Source organism: Rheinheimera sp. MM224 (assembly GCF_947090785.1).
GTDB lineage: Bacteria > Pseudomonadota > Gammaproteobacteria > Enterobacterales > Alteromonadaceae > Pararheinheimera.
Genome location: NZ_OX352320.1, coordinates 4135908 through 4153831, shown reverse-complemented (window position 1 = coordinate 4153831; position 17924 = coordinate 4135908). Strand labels below are relative to the sequence as shown.

General features: G+C 45.7%; 19 protein-coding genes and 1 pseudogene. 12 read left to right on the top strand and 8 right to left on the bottom strand.

Going from position 1 to position 17924, the window contains the following annotated elements:
- Nucleotides 1-68: 68 nt before the first annotated feature.
- Nucleotides 69-1004, bottom strand: a complete 936-nt coding sequence (gene rlmF / locus OM978_RS19375) for a 23S rRNA (adenine(1618)-N(6))-methyltransferase RlmF (RefSeq protein WP_264344013.1) — start codon at nucleotides 1002-1004, stop codon at nucleotides 69-71.
- 21 nt (nucleotides 1005-1025) lie between these two features.
- Nucleotides 1026-2066 (bottom strand): LacI family DNA-binding transcriptional regulator, encoded by a 1041-nt coding sequence (locus tag OM978_RS19370; RefSeq protein WP_264344012.1) that lies wholly within the window; start codon nucleotides 2064-2066, stop codon nucleotides 1026-1028.
- Nucleotides 2067-2664: 598 nt separating this feature from the next.
- On the opposite strand from OM978_RS19370, the gene OM978_RS19365 reads away from it, so the two are divergent.
- The 4 genes from OM978_RS19365 to OM978_RS19350 all read left to right on the top strand — a co-directional run bounded on the left by OM978_RS19365 (nucleotide 2665) and on the right by OM978_RS19350 (nucleotide 5954).
- Nucleotides 2665-3522: a MipA/OmpV family protein gene (locus tag OM978_RS19365; RefSeq protein WP_264344011.1), complete on the top strand. Its 858-nt coding sequence runs from the start codon at nucleotides 2665-2667 to the stop codon at nucleotides 3520-3522.
- A 14-nt stretch (nucleotides 3523-3536) separates the two neighbouring features.
- Entirely contained in the window at nucleotides 3537-3911 is a 375-nt protein-coding gene (locus tag OM978_RS19360; protein WP_264344010.1) for a DUF3019 domain-containing protein, read from the top strand.
- Entirely contained in the window at nucleotides 3911-4606 is a 696-nt protein-coding gene (locus OM978_RS19355; protein WP_264344009.1) for a winged helix-turn-helix domain-containing protein, read from the top strand. The genes OM978_RS19360 and OM978_RS19355 overlap by 1 nt, the downstream gene beginning before the upstream one ends.
- A 172-nt stretch (nucleotides 4607-4778) precedes the next feature.
- On the top strand, nucleotides 4779-5954 hold the full coding sequence (locus tag OM978_RS19350) for an ATP-binding protein (RefSeq protein ID WP_264344008.1): 1176 nt from the start codon (nucleotides 4779-4781) through the stop codon (nucleotides 5952-5954).
- A gap of 23 nt (nucleotides 5955-5977) precedes the next feature.
- On the opposite strand, the gene OM978_RS19345 is transcribed toward OM978_RS19350, so the two are convergent.
- The gene (locus OM978_RS19345; protein WP_264344006.1) at nucleotides 5978-6652 is read right to left on the bottom strand and encodes a DUF3334 family protein; all 675 of its coding nucleotides are present in this window, start codon (nucleotides 6650-6652) and stop codon (nucleotides 5978-5980) included.
- 141 nt (nucleotides 6653-6793) lie between these two features.
- Here OM978_RS19345 and OM978_RS19340 point away from each other — a divergent pair, with 141 nt between their 5' ends.
- Nucleotides 6794-7345 carry a sugar O-acetyltransferase gene (locus tag OM978_RS19340; protein ID WP_264344005.1) on the top strand — a complete coding sequence of 184 codons (552 nt, stop codon included), beginning with the start codon at nucleotides 6794-6796 and terminating at the stop codon, nucleotides 7343-7345.
- On the opposite strand, the gene OM978_RS19335 is transcribed toward OM978_RS19340, so the two are convergent.
- Entirely contained in the window at nucleotides 7342-8046 is a 705-nt protein-coding gene (locus tag OM978_RS19335) for a substrate-binding periplasmic protein (RefSeq protein WP_264344003.1), read from the bottom strand. The genes OM978_RS19340 and OM978_RS19335 overlap by 4 nt on opposite strands.
- Nucleotides 8047-8191: 145 nt before the next feature.
- On the opposite strand from OM978_RS19335, the gene OM978_RS19330 reads away from it, so the two are divergent.
- Nucleotides 8192-9376 carry a Bcr/CflA family efflux MFS transporter gene (locus OM978_RS19330; protein WP_264344001.1) on the top strand — a complete coding sequence of 395 codons (1185 nt, stop codon included), beginning with the start codon at nucleotides 8192-8194 and terminating at the stop codon, nucleotides 9374-9376.
- On the opposite strand, the gene OM978_RS19325 is transcribed toward OM978_RS19330, so the two are convergent.
- The gene (locus tag OM978_RS19325) at nucleotides 9373-10047 is read right to left on the bottom strand and encodes an ATP-binding protein (protein WP_264344000.1); all 675 of its coding nucleotides are present in this window, start codon (nucleotides 10045-10047) and stop codon (nucleotides 9373-9375) included. The two genes, OM978_RS19330 and OM978_RS19325, sit on opposite strands and share 4 nt — an antisense overlap.
- 153 nt (nucleotides 10048-10200) lie before the next feature.
- Here OM978_RS19325 and OM978_RS19320 point away from each other — a divergent pair, with 153 nt between their 5' ends.
- From OM978_RS19320 to OM978_RS19300, 6 genes and pseudogenes are all read left to right on the top strand, one after another.
- Complete coding sequence (locus tag OM978_RS19320; RefSeq protein ID WP_264343997.1) at nucleotides 10201-10830, top strand: TnsA endonuclease N-terminal domain-containing protein; 630 nt, start codon at nucleotides 10201-10203, stop codon at nucleotides 10828-10830.
- Nucleotides 10827-12773: a Mu transposase C-terminal domain-containing protein gene (locus tag OM978_RS19315; protein ID WP_264343996.1), complete on the top strand. Its 1947-nt coding sequence runs from the start codon at nucleotides 10827-10829 to the stop codon at nucleotides 12771-12773. The genes OM978_RS19320 and OM978_RS19315 overlap by 4 nt, the downstream gene beginning before the upstream one ends.
- The gene (locus OM978_RS19310; RefSeq protein WP_264343995.1) at nucleotides 12770-13660 is read left to right on the top strand and encodes a TniB family NTP-binding protein; all 891 of its coding nucleotides are present in this window, start codon (nucleotides 12770-12772) and stop codon (nucleotides 13658-13660) included. Before OM978_RS19315 ends, OM978_RS19310 begins: the two co-directional genes overlap by 4 nt.
- A pseudogene (locus OM978_RS21550) lies at nucleotides 13657-14034 on the top strand (TniQ family protein); the annotation flags it as partial. The gene OM978_RS19310 and the pseudogene OM978_RS21550, both read left to right, overlap by 4 nt.
- A 162-nt stretch (nucleotides 14035-14196) precedes the next feature.
- Entirely contained in the window at nucleotides 14197-14733 is a 537-nt protein-coding gene (locus OM978_RS19305; RefSeq protein WP_264343994.1) for a hypothetical protein, read from the top strand.
- A 590-nt stretch (nucleotides 14734-15323) separates the two neighbouring features.
- On the top strand, nucleotides 15324-16286 hold the full coding sequence (locus OM978_RS19300; protein ID WP_264343992.1) for a hypothetical protein: 963 nt from the start codon (nucleotides 15324-15326) through the stop codon (nucleotides 16284-16286).
- 231 nt (nucleotides 16287-16517) lie between these two features.
- Here OM978_RS19300 and OM978_RS19295 read toward each other — a convergent pair whose 3' ends face one another.
- From OM978_RS19295 to OM978_RS19285, 3 genes are all read right to left on the bottom strand, one after another.
- The gene (locus tag OM978_RS19295; protein WP_264343991.1) at nucleotides 16518-16970 is read right to left on the bottom strand and encodes a hypothetical protein; all 453 of its coding nucleotides are present in this window, start codon (nucleotides 16968-16970) and stop codon (nucleotides 16518-16520) included.
- Between the two features lie 166 nt (nucleotides 16971-17136).
- Complete coding sequence (locus OM978_RS19290) at nucleotides 17137-17298, bottom strand: hypothetical protein (RefSeq protein ID WP_264343990.1); 162 nt, start codon at nucleotides 17296-17298, stop codon at nucleotides 17137-17139.
- A 30-nt stretch (nucleotides 17299-17328) separates the two neighbouring features.
- On the bottom strand, nucleotides 17329-17916 hold the full coding sequence (locus OM978_RS19285) for a DUF6338 family protein (RefSeq protein ID WP_264343989.1): 588 nt from the start codon (nucleotides 17914-17916) through the stop codon (nucleotides 17329-17331).
- Nucleotides 17917-17924: the final 8 nt, after the last annotated feature.

Genomic DNA, 17924 nt, shown 5'->3' with positions numbered 1-17924 from the left:
AGCTCTCCCGCTTCTGGCCTTGTTTAGCGATGGACAGGTCAGAAGCACCTTTACTGTTTCTGCTGTTGTTATTTCTTTTGCCACCGAAATTGAGCCCAGAGCTGGCGCTGTTTGTCCGGCATAAAACTCCAGGCTAATATCCGGCTCTGTTTATTGCCTTGTTGCATTTCAAGCAGTTGGTGTTGTGCCCCAAGTTTATTCAGTTGCTGCTGCAATGCAGGCAGGTTCTCTTGTTTTGACACCAGACTGCTAAACCACAACACTTGTTGCGCATAACTCTGACTTTCTTCGATCATAAGGCGGATAAAGGAAGCTTCACCACCATCACACCAAAGCTCATGCGAACGGCCAGCAAAGTTCAGCTCTGTGCTTTTTTGCCCAAGATTTCGTGCTTTGCGTTCACTGCCTGCCAACGCCTGTTCAGCTGAACTATGAAAAGGCGGGTTACACAGGGTCAGGTCAAACAAATCATCAGGCTGAATAATGCCGTGAAAAATATGTGCTGAGTTGTGTTGCTGACGCAAAGCGATTTTATGTTGCAGCTGATTTTGGGTGATCAAAAGCTGAGCTGCAGCCATAGCTTGCGGGTCTAATTCAGAGGCTGTGACTTTCCAGCCGTATTCAGCTTGCGCCAGCAAAGGATAGATCAGATTGGCACCGCAGCCTGTATCCAGCAGCTGCACTTTGCTACCGGTCGGAATTTTATTTTTATTTAGTAAAGCTAACAGGTCTGCCAGATAATGCAGATAATCAACCCGACCTGGTACCGCAGGGCATAAAAAGCCATCAGGCAGTTGCCAGTGCTCTACAGAGTACATGTGCTTTAACAGGGCTTGATTCAGGGTTTTAACTGCTGCCGGATTAGCAAAATCGATCGAAAGCGTGCCATAGCCATTGTCGCGGACAAAAGCAGTGAGTGCAGGAACTGCGGCACAGAGGGCGGCAAAATCATAAGGCTGCTGGTGCTTGTTGCGTGGATGCAAAGCTTTGTTGGATATCTTCATTAAAGGAACCTGGGCTGCAGCTTAACGCTCTGCAGCACCACTAGATTGGCGGACAATAATTTTTGGCTGAATTTCAGTCAGTTCTACGGCTTGATGGTTAATCAATTTTAATAAGTTAACCACCAGCATTTCACCAGCCAAAGAGGTATTTTGTTGAATAGTGGTTAAAGCTGGTGAGGAAAATGAAGCAACAGGAATATCGTCAAAACCTACTACAGCGACATCCTCAGGTACTTTCAGGCCTTTTTTCTGCAAGGCACGAATAGCACCAATCGCAATCAAATCACTGGCACAAAACAGCGCATCAAAGCTTTTACCCTGAGCGTGCAGTTCGTTAATCGCATCAAAGCCTGCTTGTTCTGTTGATATGGCATCCAGCTGAGCCACAGTGTCTTCGGCTATACCTGCTTGTTGTATAGCGTGAACCATGCCCTGATAACGCGCCAAAAACTCTGGGCTGTTATCGGATGCATTACCAATAAAAGCAAAACGTTTTCGTCCTTGTTGCAACAGATGTTGTCCGGCTAGTTTGCCACCTTGCAGGTTATTGCTACGGATAGTGAATTCAGGATGACCATGCACTTCAGCTCCCCAGCAGACAAAATGGGTTTGTTGAGCTAATAAGGTATTTAGTTTTTCTTCGTAATCTTTGTAGTCGCCATAACCTAACAGAATAATACCATCAGCTTTTTTACTGTCTTCATAGTCGGCATGCCAGTCGTTACTTAGCTGCTGGAATGACACCAATAAATCGTGGCCACGTTGACTGCAGGCGCGGGTAATACTGCCGAGCATAGCAAGGAAAAATGGATTAATCTGGGACTCGTCTACAGTAGGGTCTTCAAACAACAAAAGCGCCAAAGTACCAGTCGTCTGCTTACGTAAATTACTGGCGTTTTTATCCACTTTGTAATTCAGCTGTTTGGCGATGGCAAAAATTTTGTCTTTGGTTTCCTGATTAACCGCCGGGCTGTCACGCAATGCACGTGAAACTGTGGATTGCGATACGCCGGCCAGATAAGCGATATCAAAAGAGGTCGCTTTTCCTTTCATCGGTGTCATCGGGGCTATTCCTGGCTGATTTGTTGACTTCATATACCCTTCTTTCTTGAAGCTGCAGCTGCGTTGACTGCGCTCTCTCGCCCCAATCGCATAGAACACCTATGTTCATGGGGTCTCTTTCTCTTGTCGCCTTGCCGCAACTCCAATTAATTTGGGTAACACCCTTCTTTCTTGAAGCTGCAGCTGCGTTGACTGCCCGCTTTTACAATAAAGAGCTTCGCCCCAATCGCATAGGACAACTATGTATGTTGGGGACTCTTTCTCTTATCGCCCTAACATAGCTTTATCTGCGAGACGGGCTGGGGTAAACCCTGCCCCTACGTTAGCTCTTAGTTACTACTACAGTCACTGGCTTTTTTATTCTTATTTATAATGGGCATCATAGCATTAAATTGACGCCAGGGATCCTTTTCAAAGGACACTCTAAGTACCTCATTATCCGGTTTAAATACGTATTTTGTTAAGCTATGGATCCCATCTTCTCGCCTGGTTGGGTTGTGATTGGATGCGGCAATTTGTGCGAAGTTGTTAACTTTACTTAAGCTGTTTTGCATTAACTGTTAAAGTATGCGGCATTCATAGTATGGGTAATGTGTCGATGAAATCAGTAGTTTGGCTTTTTCTCACCTGCTTTTTTGGTAGCAGTGCCGCTTTGGCATGCTCCAGCGACGAAGACGGTTGCGTAGAGTCTGAACAATTTCAGTTGTCTGTCGCTTTAGGCGCAGGACAACGCAGTAACCCTCTTTACGATGGTGAAAGCTTCCCTATGCTGCTTTTGCCTGACTTTAGTTACTACACAGACACCTGGTTTATTGATAATGGTACAGTGGGTTACAGCCTTGCGCAAAATGATCAATTTGCTGTTAGTCTGGTGATGAGACTGAACTCTGAAAAAGGCTACTTTCAACGCTGGTTTGCTGGCAATGTGATCACCATGAACAGCTCCGGATCTTTTTTACCTCCTGAAGTTGAAACGGGTGCTGAAAGGTCGATGAGCAGGGTTTCAGTTGAGCATGTGAAGAAAAGACCTACTGCTGTGGATGCTGGATTGCAATTCAACTGGTTTGGCGAGCAATGGCAAAGCAGGCTGAACCTGTGGCAAGACGTCAACTCAAAGTATGAAGGCCAGAATGCCAGTCTGAGTTGGTCAAGGTTTTGGCCTCTGGCTGGTGGTCAGTTTGATCTGAGTACCAGCTTGTACTGGAAAAGTGCCAAACTGATCGATACCTATTATGGTGTGGGTGAAGATGAGCTGTATTACCTGGAGCGTTATCAGGGTAGAGCGAGCTGGCAACCTGAATTACGTTTAGGCTGGCAGAAGGCTCTGACTTCACGTTGGTCTGTGCTTACTTTTTATAGATATCTGCATCTGGATGATGCCATGACGGATAGCCCGTTAGTGCAGGATGATTCAGTGCAGACCTGGTTTGTAGGTATGAGTTATCGCTTTTATTGACGTAAGGATTGGGAATGCTAGGGCTGTTATTCGCCGGTAATATATTGCTGGTAACCGCCCAACCCCCTGAATGCAGGGCTGAATTATGCTGGTCTGTAAGTCCGGCTTTTTGCGTTTCTGCAACACCAGACCAACAGTGTGAAGCTCAGCTCAGCGTCAGTTGGAGCAGTAACAAAGCGGAAAATGTATGTCTGTATTTTGCACAAGAGAAAATGCAGTGTTGGCAACAGGCACAGCAAGGGCAGTGGCAACAACTGTTGAGCTGGCCGGGTAAAACGGAAGTCAGATTGCAAAATGACACGCAAGTGTTGTTGCAGAAAGAGTTAATTGTATTAAGCCGTCAGCCGGAAAAAAGACGACGTCTGGTGGCTCCCTGGAGTGTGTTCTGATGCAAAGAATCTTATTGGTTGAAGATGATGCCCGTTTGGCTGCTTTAGTGCAGAGTTTTTTACAGCAACAAGGTTTTGAAGTCCGGTTGGAAAGCCGCGGTGATACAGTCCCAGCAATTTGTCAGACCTGGCTGCCTGATCTGGTGATCCTGGATTTGATGTTACCAGGTATGGATGGTTTTACTATTTGCCGTACTATTCGCCCTTGGTTTACCGCTCCTATTCTGATGTTAACAGCCAAACAAGGGGATATTGATCAGGTGCTGGGTTTAGAGTTAGGCGCTGATGATTATGTGATTAAACCTGTTGAACCTCGTGTATTGCTGGCACGGGTGCACGCTTTGTTAAGACGAGGCAGCCCTGCGCAAAAAACTGAAAATCAGGAACTTAGTTTTGGCAAACTCAAGTTGAATAACAGTGCCCGTGAAGCTCACTTTGCCGGCGAAATGGTGGAGTTGACCAGTTATGAATTTGATTTGTTATGGATGCTGGCTAAACATGCTGGCCAAACAGTCAAACGTGAAGCCATCCATAAACAAATTATTGGCCGTGAGTATGATGGTCTGGATCGCACTGTTGATGTCAGAGTGTCGCATTTACGGCGTAAGCTGAATGACAATGCGGAAACACCTTTCCGGATTAAAACGGTGTGGGGTAAGGGATACTTGTTTGTTGCTGATGCCTGGAACGAATAAATACTTCTCACTTGGAGCTGCAGCTTTGTTGACTGTGTGCTCTGATAGCCGAGAGTCCCTGCCCAATCACAGAAGACAACTATGTGATTGCAGTTTGATGCGCTTGTCGTCGCGCTGCAACTCCTATCACTCTGGGTCCTAGATAGTGTCCAGGCTATTCCTGCATTTTTATTTGTTTATTTCACTTGTACTGATAGGGGTGGGCTGGACTGTAGAGCGTATTTGGCAGGAAACCCAAAGCCAGGTGCCGCCATGGGTGTTGTTAGTCGCTGACAATCTGGCAGGCCAATTGCGTACTCAGTCTTTACCCCAAGCGAAATTATCCTCTGTTCTGGAAGCCACCTTATTGCCCGCTGGCAGCATTTTATGGTCTGAAACTGAACTGGCTGCGCTAAAAGCTGGTCAGGTCGTGCCTCTGTTTACCACAGATCAGGTGTTCTTTTATGCTATGCAGCAAGGCGAGTTATGGCAACTTGGACCTGCTGATTTAACCGAAAGTACAGTACCTTCCTATTGGTTTAGCCTGCTATTTTTGGGCTTATTAGCTGTGGCGGTTTGGCTATGGCTTTGGCCTGTCGCCCGCGATATTCAAATGCTCAGGCAACAATTATCGAACCCAAATGGGGTTGCCGCCGTCCCTGCTCGTTCTTTTATTGCCCCTATTGCACTCAGTTTTGAACAGATGCGGCAACAAATTCAGCGCCTGCTCGGTTTGCAGCGTGAAATGACTCAGGCGGTCTCGCATGAATTACGTACGCCCTTAGCGCGCTTGAGTTTTGCTTTGGAGTTATCTGCTTTGCCAATAGACGAAAAACAATTGATGCTAAATGATGTCAAAGAGCTGGAGCAATTAGTCGATGAAATGCTGGACTATGCGCGACTGGAGTCGACTCAACCTCAACTGAAACTGCAACAGGTCGACTTATCTGAGTTGTTACAAAACTTAGTAGAAAAGCTATCACCTCTACCCGGCGCTGCCATCGAGCTACAAGCCGGGCCTTGTTGCGTTTATGTCTGTGATGGGCATTATCTGGAAAGGGCGGTGCAAAATTTATTGGTGAATGCAAAACGATTCGCTCGTGACAAGGTGATACTTAGTTTAGCTACTAGCCAGAAGGCGATTGAAATTTCAGTAGAAGACGACGGTCCAGGCATCGCATTGGAGCAGCGATCTGAAATTCTGAAACCTTTTGTCAGATTAGACCCAAGCAGGCAAAAAGGTTTTGGTGGTTTTGGTTTAGGGCTGGCTATCGTATGCCGGGTGCTGGAATGGCATCAGGCCAGTATTGAGGTGGGAGAAAGTCCTTTAGGTGGTGCCAGTTTCAGGATAAAACTGCCGTTAGCTTAAATCGTTAACGGCAGTCGATAGAGTTACAGTCCCAGATTTTTCAGGAAATCATCATCCGCATCCGAGGTTAACACCTCAACCGCTTCTGCTTCAGCTGCGTTGGTATTGGCAATAATATCGTCCGGATTTTCATCTTGTGCCGGTACAAAATCATGCAACTGAATAAATTCAGTTTTATCCATCGACAATTCCATATAAAAAATAGCGTGGTTTGGTGTACTGAAGGTGACCCGGCGAGCCTGAGGCTGATCCAACTGGGTATTGATCATGATTTGCACTTGTTTATTAATCGCCATCATTTTAGGCTGGCTTTGATTAATAGAGGTTTGCAGCTCCATACGGACTCTGTTAGTGAAGTCACCAACGATTTGATTCATCAGTTCGCCCATCACATTACTGACTTCGTCTGACGTATGGAAATTCGCCAGTTCAGATTCTGGCATGCCCATGCTCATCATATACTTGCGGTAAATTTCCATCGCGGCCTGCGATGTAAAATTGATAATGACTAAACCAGAGAAACCACCGTCAAATAATACAAAACAACCCAGATCAGGACGTAAGCAGGTTTTCTGGATTTTTTGCACCATAGGTGAATAAGCAACTTTATCGTTGCCAGCGGCAGCTAATACCTGAGTAACAGACTGGCAGAGGGTGAGCAATATTTCTTCGGTGGTGACTACTTTCGTTTTTTTCATCTCATAGACCCGGCTAAACAACGACATTAGCCTTAGTATATCTCTAATCCAACGCATAACACTATAAAAAGCCTGAAGCTTTGTGTTACCAGCTTAGCTGATACCGCCCTCTTTCAGGCAAATTGAATAAGGACAAAATTGATGACTGAACAGGAAAAAATGGCCGCTGGTTTATGGTTTAACCCAGCGGATAAAATATTGGCGAAACAGCGGCAGCATGCCAAAGCCTTGTGTGCCCAACTCAATCAGCAAGGGCCTTTGCCGTTTAAAGCACATCAACAGCTGGCAGGGCAGCTATTTGGTAAACTCGGCAGCTGTTATATCGAACCCAACTTTTTCTGCGACTATGGCACTAACATTGAACTGGGACAGAATTTTTATGCCAACCACAACTGCGTTATTTTAGATGCGGCTAAAGTCAGTATTGGTGATGACGTGTTGTTGGGCCCTGGGGTGCAGATTTACACTGTGACTCATCCGCTGGATGCCACACAACGTAAAACCGGACTGGAGCAAGGTAAAGCTGTGACTATAGGCAATTCAGTCTGGATTGGCGGCGGAGCTATTATTTTGCCCGGTGTCAGTATAGGTGATGGAGCCGTCATTGCCGCTGGCGCTGTTGTGACTAAGGACGTGACTGCCCATGTGGTGGTTGCAGGTAATCCTGCCAGAGTGATTAAAACTCTGGATTAAAGGCGCGGCTTATCGTGAATTTTTTGCAGTTCGCCTGACTCTGTCAGGTGGAGTAAACCTGAGTTAAATTGAGCCTGAAGTTTGGCATTCCAAAATGCGGCCGGATAATCGACGGATGGAAAAATCTGGTGCATTTGGATGCTGCCGCTGCCATAGTTTTTGTCGGCGTAGTAGGCCAGTACCTTGGCATCTCCGACCATCAGCTGCACTCTGTCATTCATCAATAACTCAAACTGCTTCTCTCTGTCCGCCTCTTCCAGGTAATGGGCTTTTTTAATAATGGCAGAAAAGTCAGGGCCTAACACTTCACTGGCTTGCTGATAAGCAACTATAGTTTTGCCGGTAAGGTCTTGTAGCGTATTGATTTTGATCGTTTTGTTGCTTTTTTGAATGACTACGTCCAGCACGGTAAAATAAGGCTGGCTGTAAAATGCGCCGGGATAAGGCACGGCAACAGGGCTGGCAATATCGAGTTTTTGTTCTGAAAATAGTTTTAATAAACGGCTGTAACTATAGAGTTCGAATTCGGCTTCAATACCTTCACGCTGCAAAATAGCTTTCACTATTTCATAGTCCACCCCAGTGATTTCGCCCTGAGCATTACGATAGGCCCATGGCGCTGAATCATGTAAACCCACCTTCATAGGTGCGGCTTGCGCCAGAGTGCAAAGCAAACTGAGTAACAAAATAAGCTGTTTCATAAAACACTCCGGCAAGATGCTGGTCAGCAGACCTGCAGTGTTTTTAACACAGTTCAGGACCAGTGTCGCAATTTTTACGATGATGCCCGGCATAATTGTTCACTGGATCAGGTATTATTTAGCCTTGTCCTGTCGGGATCTCATCATGAGTAAAACAGTTTCTTTTGGTTTGTTACTGCTGCTTGCGAGCATCATAGCTATTACGCCTTTGGCTATCGATATGTACTTGCCCGCTATGCCAGTGATGGCTACTGAGCTTGGCACTGATATTGGCCTTATTCAACAATCATTAAGCATTTACCTGGCTGCTTATGGGATAGGTATGTTGGTGTTTGGTCCACTGGCTGATGCTATTGGCCGTCGTCCTTTGGCTTTGGGTGGACTGTTATTTTTTAGCCTTGCCAGTTTTGCCTTGGTATTTTGTCAGGATGCACAGTGGCTATTGGGGCTGCGCGCTTTACAGGCTTTTGCCGGCAGTGCTGCTACTGTTGTGGTGCCTGGAATTATCCGGGCCTTGTATCAGGAAAATACCGCTAAGGGCATGTCCTATGTGTCGATGATTATGATGATGGCTCCCTTGATCGCCCCTGCTATTGGCAGCGCTGTACTTTGGGTTGGACATTGGCAGGATATATTTCTGGTGCTGGCCTTGTATTCCGCTTTGATCTTGCTGCTGACCTGGCGATTTTTGCCTGACCCTGTACCTGTAGCTAAAGGTCGTAAACTGGAGTTTTTTTCCGGCTATCGTTTTGTTTTTGCCAATGTCGCGGCACGGCCACAAATTGCGACCTCGATGTTTGCTTCGTTTGCATTCTTCTGTTTTTTAACCGCAGTGCCTTTTGTTTATATTGAGTACTACGGTGTCAATGAACAACTGTTCAGTCTGCTGTTTGCGCTGAATGTTGGCATGCTGATGCTGGCTAACTTTTGCAATAGCAGGTTTGTTGGCCGGTTTGGCCCGCAGCGAATGCTAAATCTGGGGTTGATACTGGCTCTGTGCAGCGCCAGTGTGCTTAGCCTTGCCAACTGGTTTGAGTTGGGACTGGTGTTTACTGTGCTGAGTATAGCCCCATTAATGGCAAGCTTAGGTTTGATTGCAACCAACGCCGATGCGATGATTTTAATGCGTTTTCCAGAGCATAGCGGCACAGCCACTGCTGTAATTGGCACCTTGCGTTTTGGCAGCGGCGCCTTAGCTGGCCCTTTGTTAGCTTTGGCTTATACAGGTACTGCTTTACCCTTCTCTTTGTTGATGCTTTTTGGCGTGCTATTGATTGGCATCAGTCAGTTTTTGGGTGTACATCAGGGGCGGCCAGCAAAAGAAGCTTAGGATTGCAAATAGTTAAGTAAGCGGTCAAAAGAACGGTAGCTTAAGGCTTCGAGTAAATCATGGCGCTCAATCTGAGGCCGCTGCGCTAAGTCGGCCAGAGTTCGCGCTACTTTGAGCAACTTATGATAACTGCGTGCTGAAAGTTTCAGCTGGGTCAGACAGCTTTCAAAGTAGTAGGCATCTGCTGGCGTTAAATAACAATGTTGCTCCAGTTCAGTCAGGTTTAAACGCGCATTGGCTTTGCCTTGTCGTTGCCATTGTATAACTCTGGCAGAGTGGACCCTTTGTCTTACTTGCGCACTGGACTCTTCATTTTTCTGCTGGCTTAAACTGCCTTTGGGCAATAAAGGGACTTCTACCTGTAATTCAATCCGGTCAAGAAAAGGACCAGATAAGCGGCTTAAATAGCGGCGGATTTGATCAGGACTGGAGCGGCCATCTTTATGATGCCCTGAAGGGCTTGGGTTCAATGCAACGACCAATTGAAAGCAGGCTGGAAATTCGGCCTGCCGCGCTGCTCTGGAAATAAACACTTTGCCACTTTCCAGAGGTTGGCGTAACGACTCAAGCACTGTGCGCGGAAACTCTGGCACTTCATCCAAAAATAAAATGCCACTGTGAGCTAAAGATATTTCTCCGGGACGAGGCACCGAACCACCTGTGAATTCCATTAATTTATGCGATTGTAGATACCATTGATCAATAAGTTACATAGTGCGCTACATTAATTAAAGCGACTAGGTAACATCAGTTGAGGCGACTGGTTCTAAATGTCACAGAAAATCACGCGACTGGATTCGAGGCGGCCTGCCCGAATTATCGGTATGAATCATCGTAGTGTTACAGGCAAAGTGGCGATTGGTGGTATTTCAATTCCATTCGAGTCGTCTCTGGAACGTGATTTTTTGATCATGCTAGATTTTGACCCGATGGTAGTCGACGTTTTTGAGCAACCTGTTCGGATTACGTATGAAAGTGATGAAGGTCGTGAGAGGTTCTACACTCCAGATTATTTAGTTGGATACGATAACGGCGAGAGAGTTATCTATGAAGTTAAGTATCGTGCAAATCTGAAAGATGAGTGGAGCAAATTAAAGCCTAAATTCAGAGCTGCAATTCGTTATTCAAAGCTCAATGACATGAAGTTTAAGATTATTACTGACGCTGAGATACGTGGAACTTCATACTTGGCTAATGCAAAATTTTTGCGTACATACCGTGATCAAACTCCCAATTTTTCAATTGAGGAGCATTTGGTTCGTACATTAGCAATCCTAGGTGAAACAACGCCAGAAAAATTACTAATAGCAGCCTATTGGACTCTGGAGAATCGTATGAAAGCAATGGCGTCCTTATGGCGTCTGGTTGCAATTAGGAGAGTTCAGGTTGATTTGCGAGGACCGTTGACTATGGCCTCGTCGATATGGGTTACTGCGGGTGAGGGGTTTGTATGACTAACTCAGTTTTTCTTTCAGTAAAACCTGGCTCAGTAGTTTTCGCCGAAGGCAGACGCTACAAAATAACTCATTTATTGGGTATGGACAGCGTCTTAGCCGACGATCTGGAGACTAAACAAACAGAGCGGCTGCGTGTAGACAGGCTTCGGCCACTTCCTCCAGAAAACCCGCAGGATGTGGATGCCAACTCTATAATTGGTCGCGATATCTGTGATATTTCAGATGAGGATTGGGCGGAAGCACAACGACGCTTTCAAGTCATAAAGCCATTGCTGAATGATCTTGACCGGACGCGAGAAAAAGTAACTCAAGTTGCTGCAGGTGCTGGTGTCAACACTGCCACGGTTTATGAATGGCTGCGTACTTTTAATGATGCTGGGCATTTGTCCGCACTCATTCCGCAAAAAAGAGGCCCTAAGCGGGGCTCAAGACAACTGCAAGCCACCATCGAAAAAGTCATTGAAGTGGCCATCAATGATATTTATCTAAGTAAGCAGCGTCAGAAACCCCAAGATGTTGTTAACCATGTCGCTTATCTCTGCAAGAAAGCAGGGATTGAAGCCCCACATCCAAATACCGTTAGGAATCGCTTACGTGAGCTTCCACAGGCCATGTCTCTGCGCCGTCGAGGCATGGCTGAGAAAGCTCGCAATCAGTTTGAGCCAATAATGGGGAGCTTCCCTGGCGCTGAAACGCCATTGGCTGTGATTCAGATTGATCACACTGAGGCTGACATCATCGTTGTTGAAGAAATTACTCGCCTACCAATGGGGCGCCCAACGATTACGTTGGCGATTGATATCTTTAGCAGGATGGTCGTAGGGTGTTATGTCTCGATGGAGAAGCCAAGCGCTATTGCGGTAGGGATGTGCCTAGCCCGAGCCATGCTGCCAAAGAACGAGTATTTAGTCGATTTGGATATCCCTGGTGATTGGCCTGTTTGGGGGAAAATGGGGATAGTCCATTGTGACAATGCAAAAGAATTTCGAGGCTCAATGCTGTCTAGAGCTTGTGAGCAATATGCTATTGATCTGCAGATGCGTCCGGTAAAAGTGCCTCATTATGGAGGGCATATCGAAAGGCTCATGGGCACGAGCGCGGGAGAGATCAGAACATTACCTGGTGCAACATTTTCTTCGCCTAGAGAGCGAAAAGGATATGATTCAGAGAAAGAATCAGCCCTGACCCTAAAGGAGTTTGAGCAACGTTTGGTAGACTTCATTGTTAACGTTTATCATCAGCGAAGACACTCTGAATTGAATGCACCTCCACGTAGGCAGTGGGAAATTGGGTTACTTGGTGACATGTCCCGTCCAGGAAAAGGTATTCCCGATATTCCTGCAGATCCTCAACGCCTGTGCTTAGATTTTTTACCGTTTGTAGAGCGCACCGTCCAGCCTTACGGGGTCGTCATTGATGATATCTATTATTATCACGAAGTTTTGAATCCTTGGATTAATGCCCAAGATTTGAATCAGTCCAAAGCTAAGCGGAAGTTTATTTTACGCAGAGACCCCCGCGATATAAGCGTTGTCTATTTCTTTGATCCTGACGCCAATCAGTACTACGAAATCCCTTATCGTAATGCCGCTCACCCTCCAATTAGTGTGTGGGAGCTTAGAGCTGCACAGCAGCGATTAAAAGAGGAAGGACAGGCGCATGTAGACGAAGAGGCCATATTTGAGGCTGTTGGCCGAATGCGTGAGCGTGTAGAAGCTGCCATTACGAAGACAAAAGCAGCAAGACGCCAGATCCACCGTATGAATACCACACATCAGAAGGCGAAGGCCCGTGAGGATAAAACCCTGAACGCAGCTACAACTGAACCTGCTGCACAGGACCAGATACACACGAAAGAGCAATCTCAAACGAGCTTCAGCTCAGATGATATTTTCTCTATGCCCATTCAGCCATTTGATGATCTTAGGGTTAAATCATGAGTCAATTCGAACATTTGGAACCGATTGTTTGGAACGCAATGACTCTGCCGATGGAAGAACGTATTGCTTTTGCTCACCAGGATAGATGGATTGGTTACACCAGAGCTCAGGAAGCCATTAATACGCTCTCAGATCTCCTTTCACATCCTAGAACGGTTCGAATGCCGAATCTTCTGCTTGTTGGTGAAAGTGGCAATGGCAAAACGACGATCATTGATAGATTTCGAGAACTTCATCCAGTTACCGCTGCAGGTGGTGGCGAACCCTTGATGCCGGTTGTTGTTATGGGGATGCCCTCAGAACCTAATGAATCACGGTTTTGGACGGAGTTGCTGTTAGCTTTGCGTATTGCACACAGAGATTCAGATCCTGTCCAGCGTAAAAAAAACCAAGCCCACTCGATTCTCACTTATGTCAGATGCAAGATGTTGGTCATCGACGAGATCCATAATGTACTGTATGGGCATGCAAGGCAGCAGCGTCAGTTTTTGGGTGTTTTAAAAAACTTGAGTAATGACCTAAAGCTCCCAATCGTTTCTGTAGGCACCAGAGACGCGATTCGTGCATTGCACACGGATCCGCAGCTCTCCAGTCGATTTGAACCCTTCGGGTTACCACGTTGGCAGCTCAATGCAGAATTTCTTCGACTACTCGCCAGCTTTGAGCGATTACTGCCATTAGCCAATCCCTCTAATTTGATTGACCGTGACATTGCAATCAAACTCCATGGGATGAGTGGAGGAACAATTGGAGGACTATCCAGAATTCTAAAACGAGCCACAGCCCAATCGATTAGAGACCGAAGCGAGCGCATTACACTCAAGACGATTAACCAAATCGATTGGGTTAAACTTTCTGATTACGGTAAGCAAGCGCAGCTGCTATGAAGTTTGAAGAATGGCCTTTCAGGGTAGAGCTTCAGCCTGATGAATTGCTTTCGTCTTTTCTTATCCGCAATGCCCATGCTCATGGAACCACCCCCTACCTGTTTATGAATTACTTTTGGCCAGGTAGAGCATTATGGGATCGCGATTGCGATAGATCTGCAGATCGAGAGTGGCTATGTGAGGTTTCTGAGTTGGCTGGTGTGTCAACAGAGGTTTTGGCCACGAGCACTCTCATTCCTTTTCGGCAGTCCCTGGGGAGTACTTCACGCTATGGAGATACCTCTCTGCTTCTTTCTGCCAGTGTGTACCACCGGACCAGACGACGGCATGGACTGCAGTTCTGTCCTGAATGTCTTTCAAACCATCCATATTGGTTTCGACGTATATGGCGTTTGGGCTTTGTTTTATACTGTCCTGAGCATGGTATCCCGCTCATAGATTGTTGCCCTGCATGTGGCAGCCCAGTCATTCCCCACCGTTCTCTTCGTTTAGATGCACGCTACTGCCATCAATGTGATTCGTGTCTGCATAACACAATGACAGAAAATAGTTGTTCAGAGCGACTTCTGGACTTGCAGAAGCTGCTTTTGAATAATTTGCTAACGCCATCAACTGCAGAGCACATTGGCCCATTTCATGGGACTGCATTATTTGCAGCTATCCGTAGTCTGTTGTCTGTATTAACGGTTCGGATTTCGTATGCAGCAATAAGAGACGCATTTAACCTGCCTGAGACTGCCTGGTTACCACATGATCGCCTTCAATTTGAACATGCTCGATGGCCTGAGCGTTTTTTACTTCTGGAGCTGCTGAGCGTTTGGATATCCGATTGGCCAGCATCCTTCCATTTAGGGGCTGAGGCTGCCGGTATTAGCCAAAAGACGTTTACTCGATTGAGGCAACCTAAAGGGCTGCGAGAGGAAATACAGCGTTTAAAACCTGGCTCCAGTCGAAATAGACGATATGAACCCAAAGTTTTTGATGAAGAGCTACTTCGGTTAAAGCGAATTGATAGAAAAGCATACCGCAAGCTCAGAGCAAAACGATTACTTGCATTGGCGTTACTCAAATGAGTACCGGCGAGGCTGCACAAATTCGTCGTTGTGATGAGTGTGGGCGCTTAATGGATAAAGCCGGTCGGATAGAGAAAGGTCATACATACTGTCGCACTTGCTATAGCCGTGAGTTTAAGCCTGCTGAATGCACTCTTTGTGGAAAGCTGGCTCGTGTTCTTAAAGGCGACGCCAATCCTAAATGCTCATTGTGTAAGCGAAAAGACCGACGCTGCCCCCGATGCAATCGACCTGTACTGAAAGCAGCAAAAATAGTCAATGGACATGCAGTCTGCGCTGTTTGCGTCATATATTTTACGGAGCCAACGCCATGTGCAGAATGTGGCAAGTTGTCAAAACGGGTAAGCCGAGCATTGACTAAGGGATTTAACCAGCCCGTGTGTGATCGCTGTCGGAACAGTGATCACAGAACATGCTGTATTTGTCGGCGATACCGTAATGTTCTCCATTTTAACGAACAACAGAAGCCTGTATGCGCCCGATGTGCTGATAGTTCTGATATACATCGGTTGTGCCAGACATGCGGCTCAACATTGCTTGGTCACTCGACTTGCCGCATTTGTGAACTTGCAGAACGAGCCAAGAAGAGGATGAGGCTCAATATTGAGTTAATAGAGCAACCTTGGGTCAGATCTCTTTTTGAAGCATTCTTCGCTTGGGATGGTTTAAACATTGCAGATAACATAACGAAGCGTATAGATAGATATGGGGTGTTCTTTGCTGAAATTGATCGCTCCTGCAGCTCCCTGGAAGAACTGAATCAAAGCCGACTTTTTGAGATATTTGGAGGCGAGGGTTTAAGGCGTGGGTATTTAGTAATCAAATTTTTCTGTGAGCAAAAAGCGTTGCACTGGGACCACGAAAGGCTTGAAGAAATGATCGAAAACCGGCGAATTTCACAGCTTACAGGCCACCACCACAGCGCAGCGTGGTTTCCCATTCTGCAAGCCTACATCGCCCAATTAATGGAGCGAGAGCCTCCCTTAAAAAGTAATACTGTACGAATGTACCAAAAAGCCGCTGCAAATTTTCTATCTACAATAAACGTAATTAGTCCAGAGGATATTACGCAGAAAGACATGGATAGCTACTTAAAGCGACGTCGGGGACAAATCGCAAGTTTGAGCTCATTCGCGCAATTTTTGAGTACTTTCCATGGGATTGAGCTTAAGTTGCATCATAAGGCACCCATGCCGATTAATAAAAAGGACCGAGAACTGGTTCGACGAACTCAGACTATTTTTCATCGTTTAATGCAGATTGATGATCCTCGCTGTGCTCAAGCATTGCTTGCAAAGCTGATAGCTGACCTGTATCAAATTCCGCTTAAATATGTACTGACCTTGCTTGTTGAGGAAGTACGTATTGAAGTAAACGGCTTAGTTCTGTGGCCAGACTCAATCGACGTTCGCCTTGATGGGGCTTTCTTGGAACATTTTAACCGCTGGGTTTCATTGAGTAATAGCAATAAATTTGTATTCTCTGGACGGAACTGTGCACAGCCACTTTCATGTGGAGCTGTAGGACATTACTTAAAGTTGATTGACCAATAATTGAAATGATCGCGGATATGGGACACATCTGCCTGTGTATCACAATGCGTGATAAACAATGCCCCAGTTGCAGACTGTGCTCACTTTCTCTGGAGCGTTACTGGCTTAGGCGCGGGTAAATTATTCGGCCTCATATTACAGAGAGCTTGAGTCATAAACAAAGATTGAGCATGAACACAGTTGCAAGCTGCATCATGTTTTAGCATCCAACATGGACTCCTTGGCTGACTCCTACATAAATGAACAATATATTTGCGGATTGTTAGACTCTTGCCTGCCATACTGAGTCAATTGTTCCCGTCTTCCAATAAGAGCGGCCCTATCTAAAACCCATTGCCGGACATTTTCAAAATTGATGCTATCAAAACTTTCGTAAGTCGTAACACCCCCCTTAAACTCAATAGCGAAAAACTTACCTGGGAATTGTGGCGTATCGTAGTAAACTGTCCACGATAGTAAGTCCGGTGTAGACAATGCTTTTATGTAGTTCTGCGGCGAATTTACCAATTTTACAGGCAATCCAGCGAATACATCTCTTCCAGGAAAGTGGTTAAAACCACCCATCTGTATTAACCCCCAAACGTCGCTGCTTATTTCAAGTAAATCCGCTTCTAAACCGGCATTTTTTAATTCGTTAATCGATTTTTGAGCGCGCTGAGAGCACTCTGCAATATACGGAGTCATGCTTTAAAAATCCCCTTTTCACTAATCCAACTCAATTCACTATGTTCAAACATGCGCTCTTCCATATACCAGAACTACTTAGTCACCCGACTGTTAAATCAGTCTGGTTGATAAACCTCCGACTGTATGTGCCACCACAGTATTGTTATTTTGACCCAACAAGTAGTTACTTACCTTTTGGTGGATTCTTAGGCTTAGTACTTTTCTGTGCGGGTTGATGTCCACCGATCGCTACGAAATCTGCTGGGCGTTGAGCTTGCGGCTTTGGACTGAACCCCTCAGGAGAGTAAACGTTTTTTTGCTTCGTTTGCTCACTTTCTTGACTCATGATGTTTTTCCTTGTGTGATATCAATCATCCTAACTGTTTAATAATTCAACAGTGGCTATTTCAGCTGCTAGTATAATTATCCCCGCAGTTTCTTCAACTGGTCGTTTAAATCCTTCGTTTTTATTCAAGACCCAATGTTGTTCCAGGTAAATTTGCTCTTCAGCTGGAGCACTTGATGCAAATGAGCGTGCTCCAAACAGTCCACCGATAACGGTGCCATTTTTTAGAGTCACTCGGACCCAATAAGTCTCCCTTTGTGAAAACACGAAATCCCATGGTTTTTGTGTTGGATGCGGCAAAAATCTCTGTATCCACTGTGCTTTCCTCAGCTGATTCAAACCAAAAGCCAATAGAGCTGGAATCACAAAAAGCGCCAAAAAATAGGTTAAATAATATGTCTTTGGGCAATTCAGCTTAAATCCAGTACTTTCGACTATTGTTAAGGGCCAAAACATCACCGCATAATTAAAACAACTATATGACACCACATCTATCAACTGTTTTGATGTGTCTCGTTCTTTTGTAGGGGAAAATAATTCGTAAACTTTGAGTGCTATAAAACCAGGAACCACGAACGCAATGAATAAAATTAACTTATCTTGAGACCAAATATCCATCTAATATC

Excerpts from the sequence above, each read along its gene's own strand:
- OM978_RS19320 (WP_264343997.1), top strand. The coding sequence starts at position 10,201 with ATGAATCATCGTAGTGTTACAGGCAAAGTGGCGATTGGTGGTATTTCA.
- OM978_RS19305 (WP_264343994.1), top strand. The coding sequence starts at position 14,197 with ATGACAGAAAATAGTTGTTCAGAGCGACTTCTGGACTTGCAGAAGCTG.
- OM978_RS19330 (WP_264344001.1), top strand. The coding sequence starts at position 8,192 with ATGAGTAAAACAGTTTCTTTTGGTTTGTTACTGCTGCTTGCGAGCATC.
- OM978_RS19290 (WP_264343990.1), bottom strand. The coding sequence starts at position 17,298 with ATGAGTCAAGAAAGTGAGCAAACGAAGCAAAAAAACGTTTACTCTCCT.
- OM978_RS19300 (WP_264343992.1), top strand. The coding sequence starts at position 15,324 with ATGAGGCTCAATATTGAGTTAATAGAGCAACCTTGGGTCAGATCTCTT.
- OM978_RS19335 (WP_264344003.1), bottom strand. The coding sequence starts at position 8,046 with ATGAAACAGCTTATTTTGTTACTCAGTTTGCTTTGCACTCTGGCGCAA.
- OM978_RS19370 (WP_264344012.1), bottom strand. The coding sequence starts at position 2,066 with ATGACACCGATGAAAGGAAAAGCGACCTCTTTTGATATCGCTTATCTG.
- OM978_RS19285 (WP_264343989.1), bottom strand. The coding sequence starts at position 17,916 with ATGGATATTTGGTCTCAAGATAAGTTAATTTTATTCATTGCGTTCGTG.
- OM978_RS19310 (WP_264343995.1), top strand. The coding sequence starts at position 12,770 with ATGAGTCAATTCGAACATTTGGAACCGATTGTTTGGAACGCAATGACT.
- OM978_RS19315 (WP_264343996.1), top strand. The coding sequence starts at position 10,827 with ATGACTAACTCAGTTTTTCTTTCAGTAAAACCTGGCTCAGTAGTTTTC.
- OM978_RS19360 (WP_264344010.1), top strand. The coding sequence starts at position 3,537 with ATGCTAGGGCTGTTATTCGCCGGTAATATATTGCTGGTAACCGCCCAA.
- OM978_RS19345 (WP_264344006.1), bottom strand. The coding sequence starts at position 6,652 with ATGAAAAAAACGAAAGTAGTCACCACCGAAGAAATATTGCTCACCCTC.
- OM978_RS19295 (WP_264343991.1), bottom strand. The coding sequence starts at position 16,970 with ATGACTCCGTATATTGCAGAGTGCTCTCAGCGCGCTCAAAAATCGATT.
- OM978_RS19355 (WP_264344009.1), top strand. The coding sequence starts at position 3,911 with ATGCAAAGAATCTTATTGGTTGAAGATGATGCCCGTTTGGCTGCTTTA.
- OM978_RS19325 (WP_264344000.1), bottom strand. The coding sequence starts at position 10,047 with ATGGAATTCACAGGTGGTTCGGTGCCTCGTCCCGGAGAAATATCTTTA.
- OM978_RS19365 (WP_264344011.1), top strand. The coding sequence starts at position 2,665 with ATGAAATCAGTAGTTTGGCTTTTTCTCACCTGCTTTTTTGGTAGCAGT.
- OM978_RS19340 (WP_264344005.1), top strand. The coding sequence starts at position 6,794 with ATGACTGAACAGGAAAAAATGGCCGCTGGTTTATGGTTTAACCCAGCG.
- rlmF (WP_264344013.1), bottom strand. The coding sequence starts at position 1,004 with ATGAAGATATCCAACAAAGCTTTGCATCCACGCAACAAGCACCAGCAG.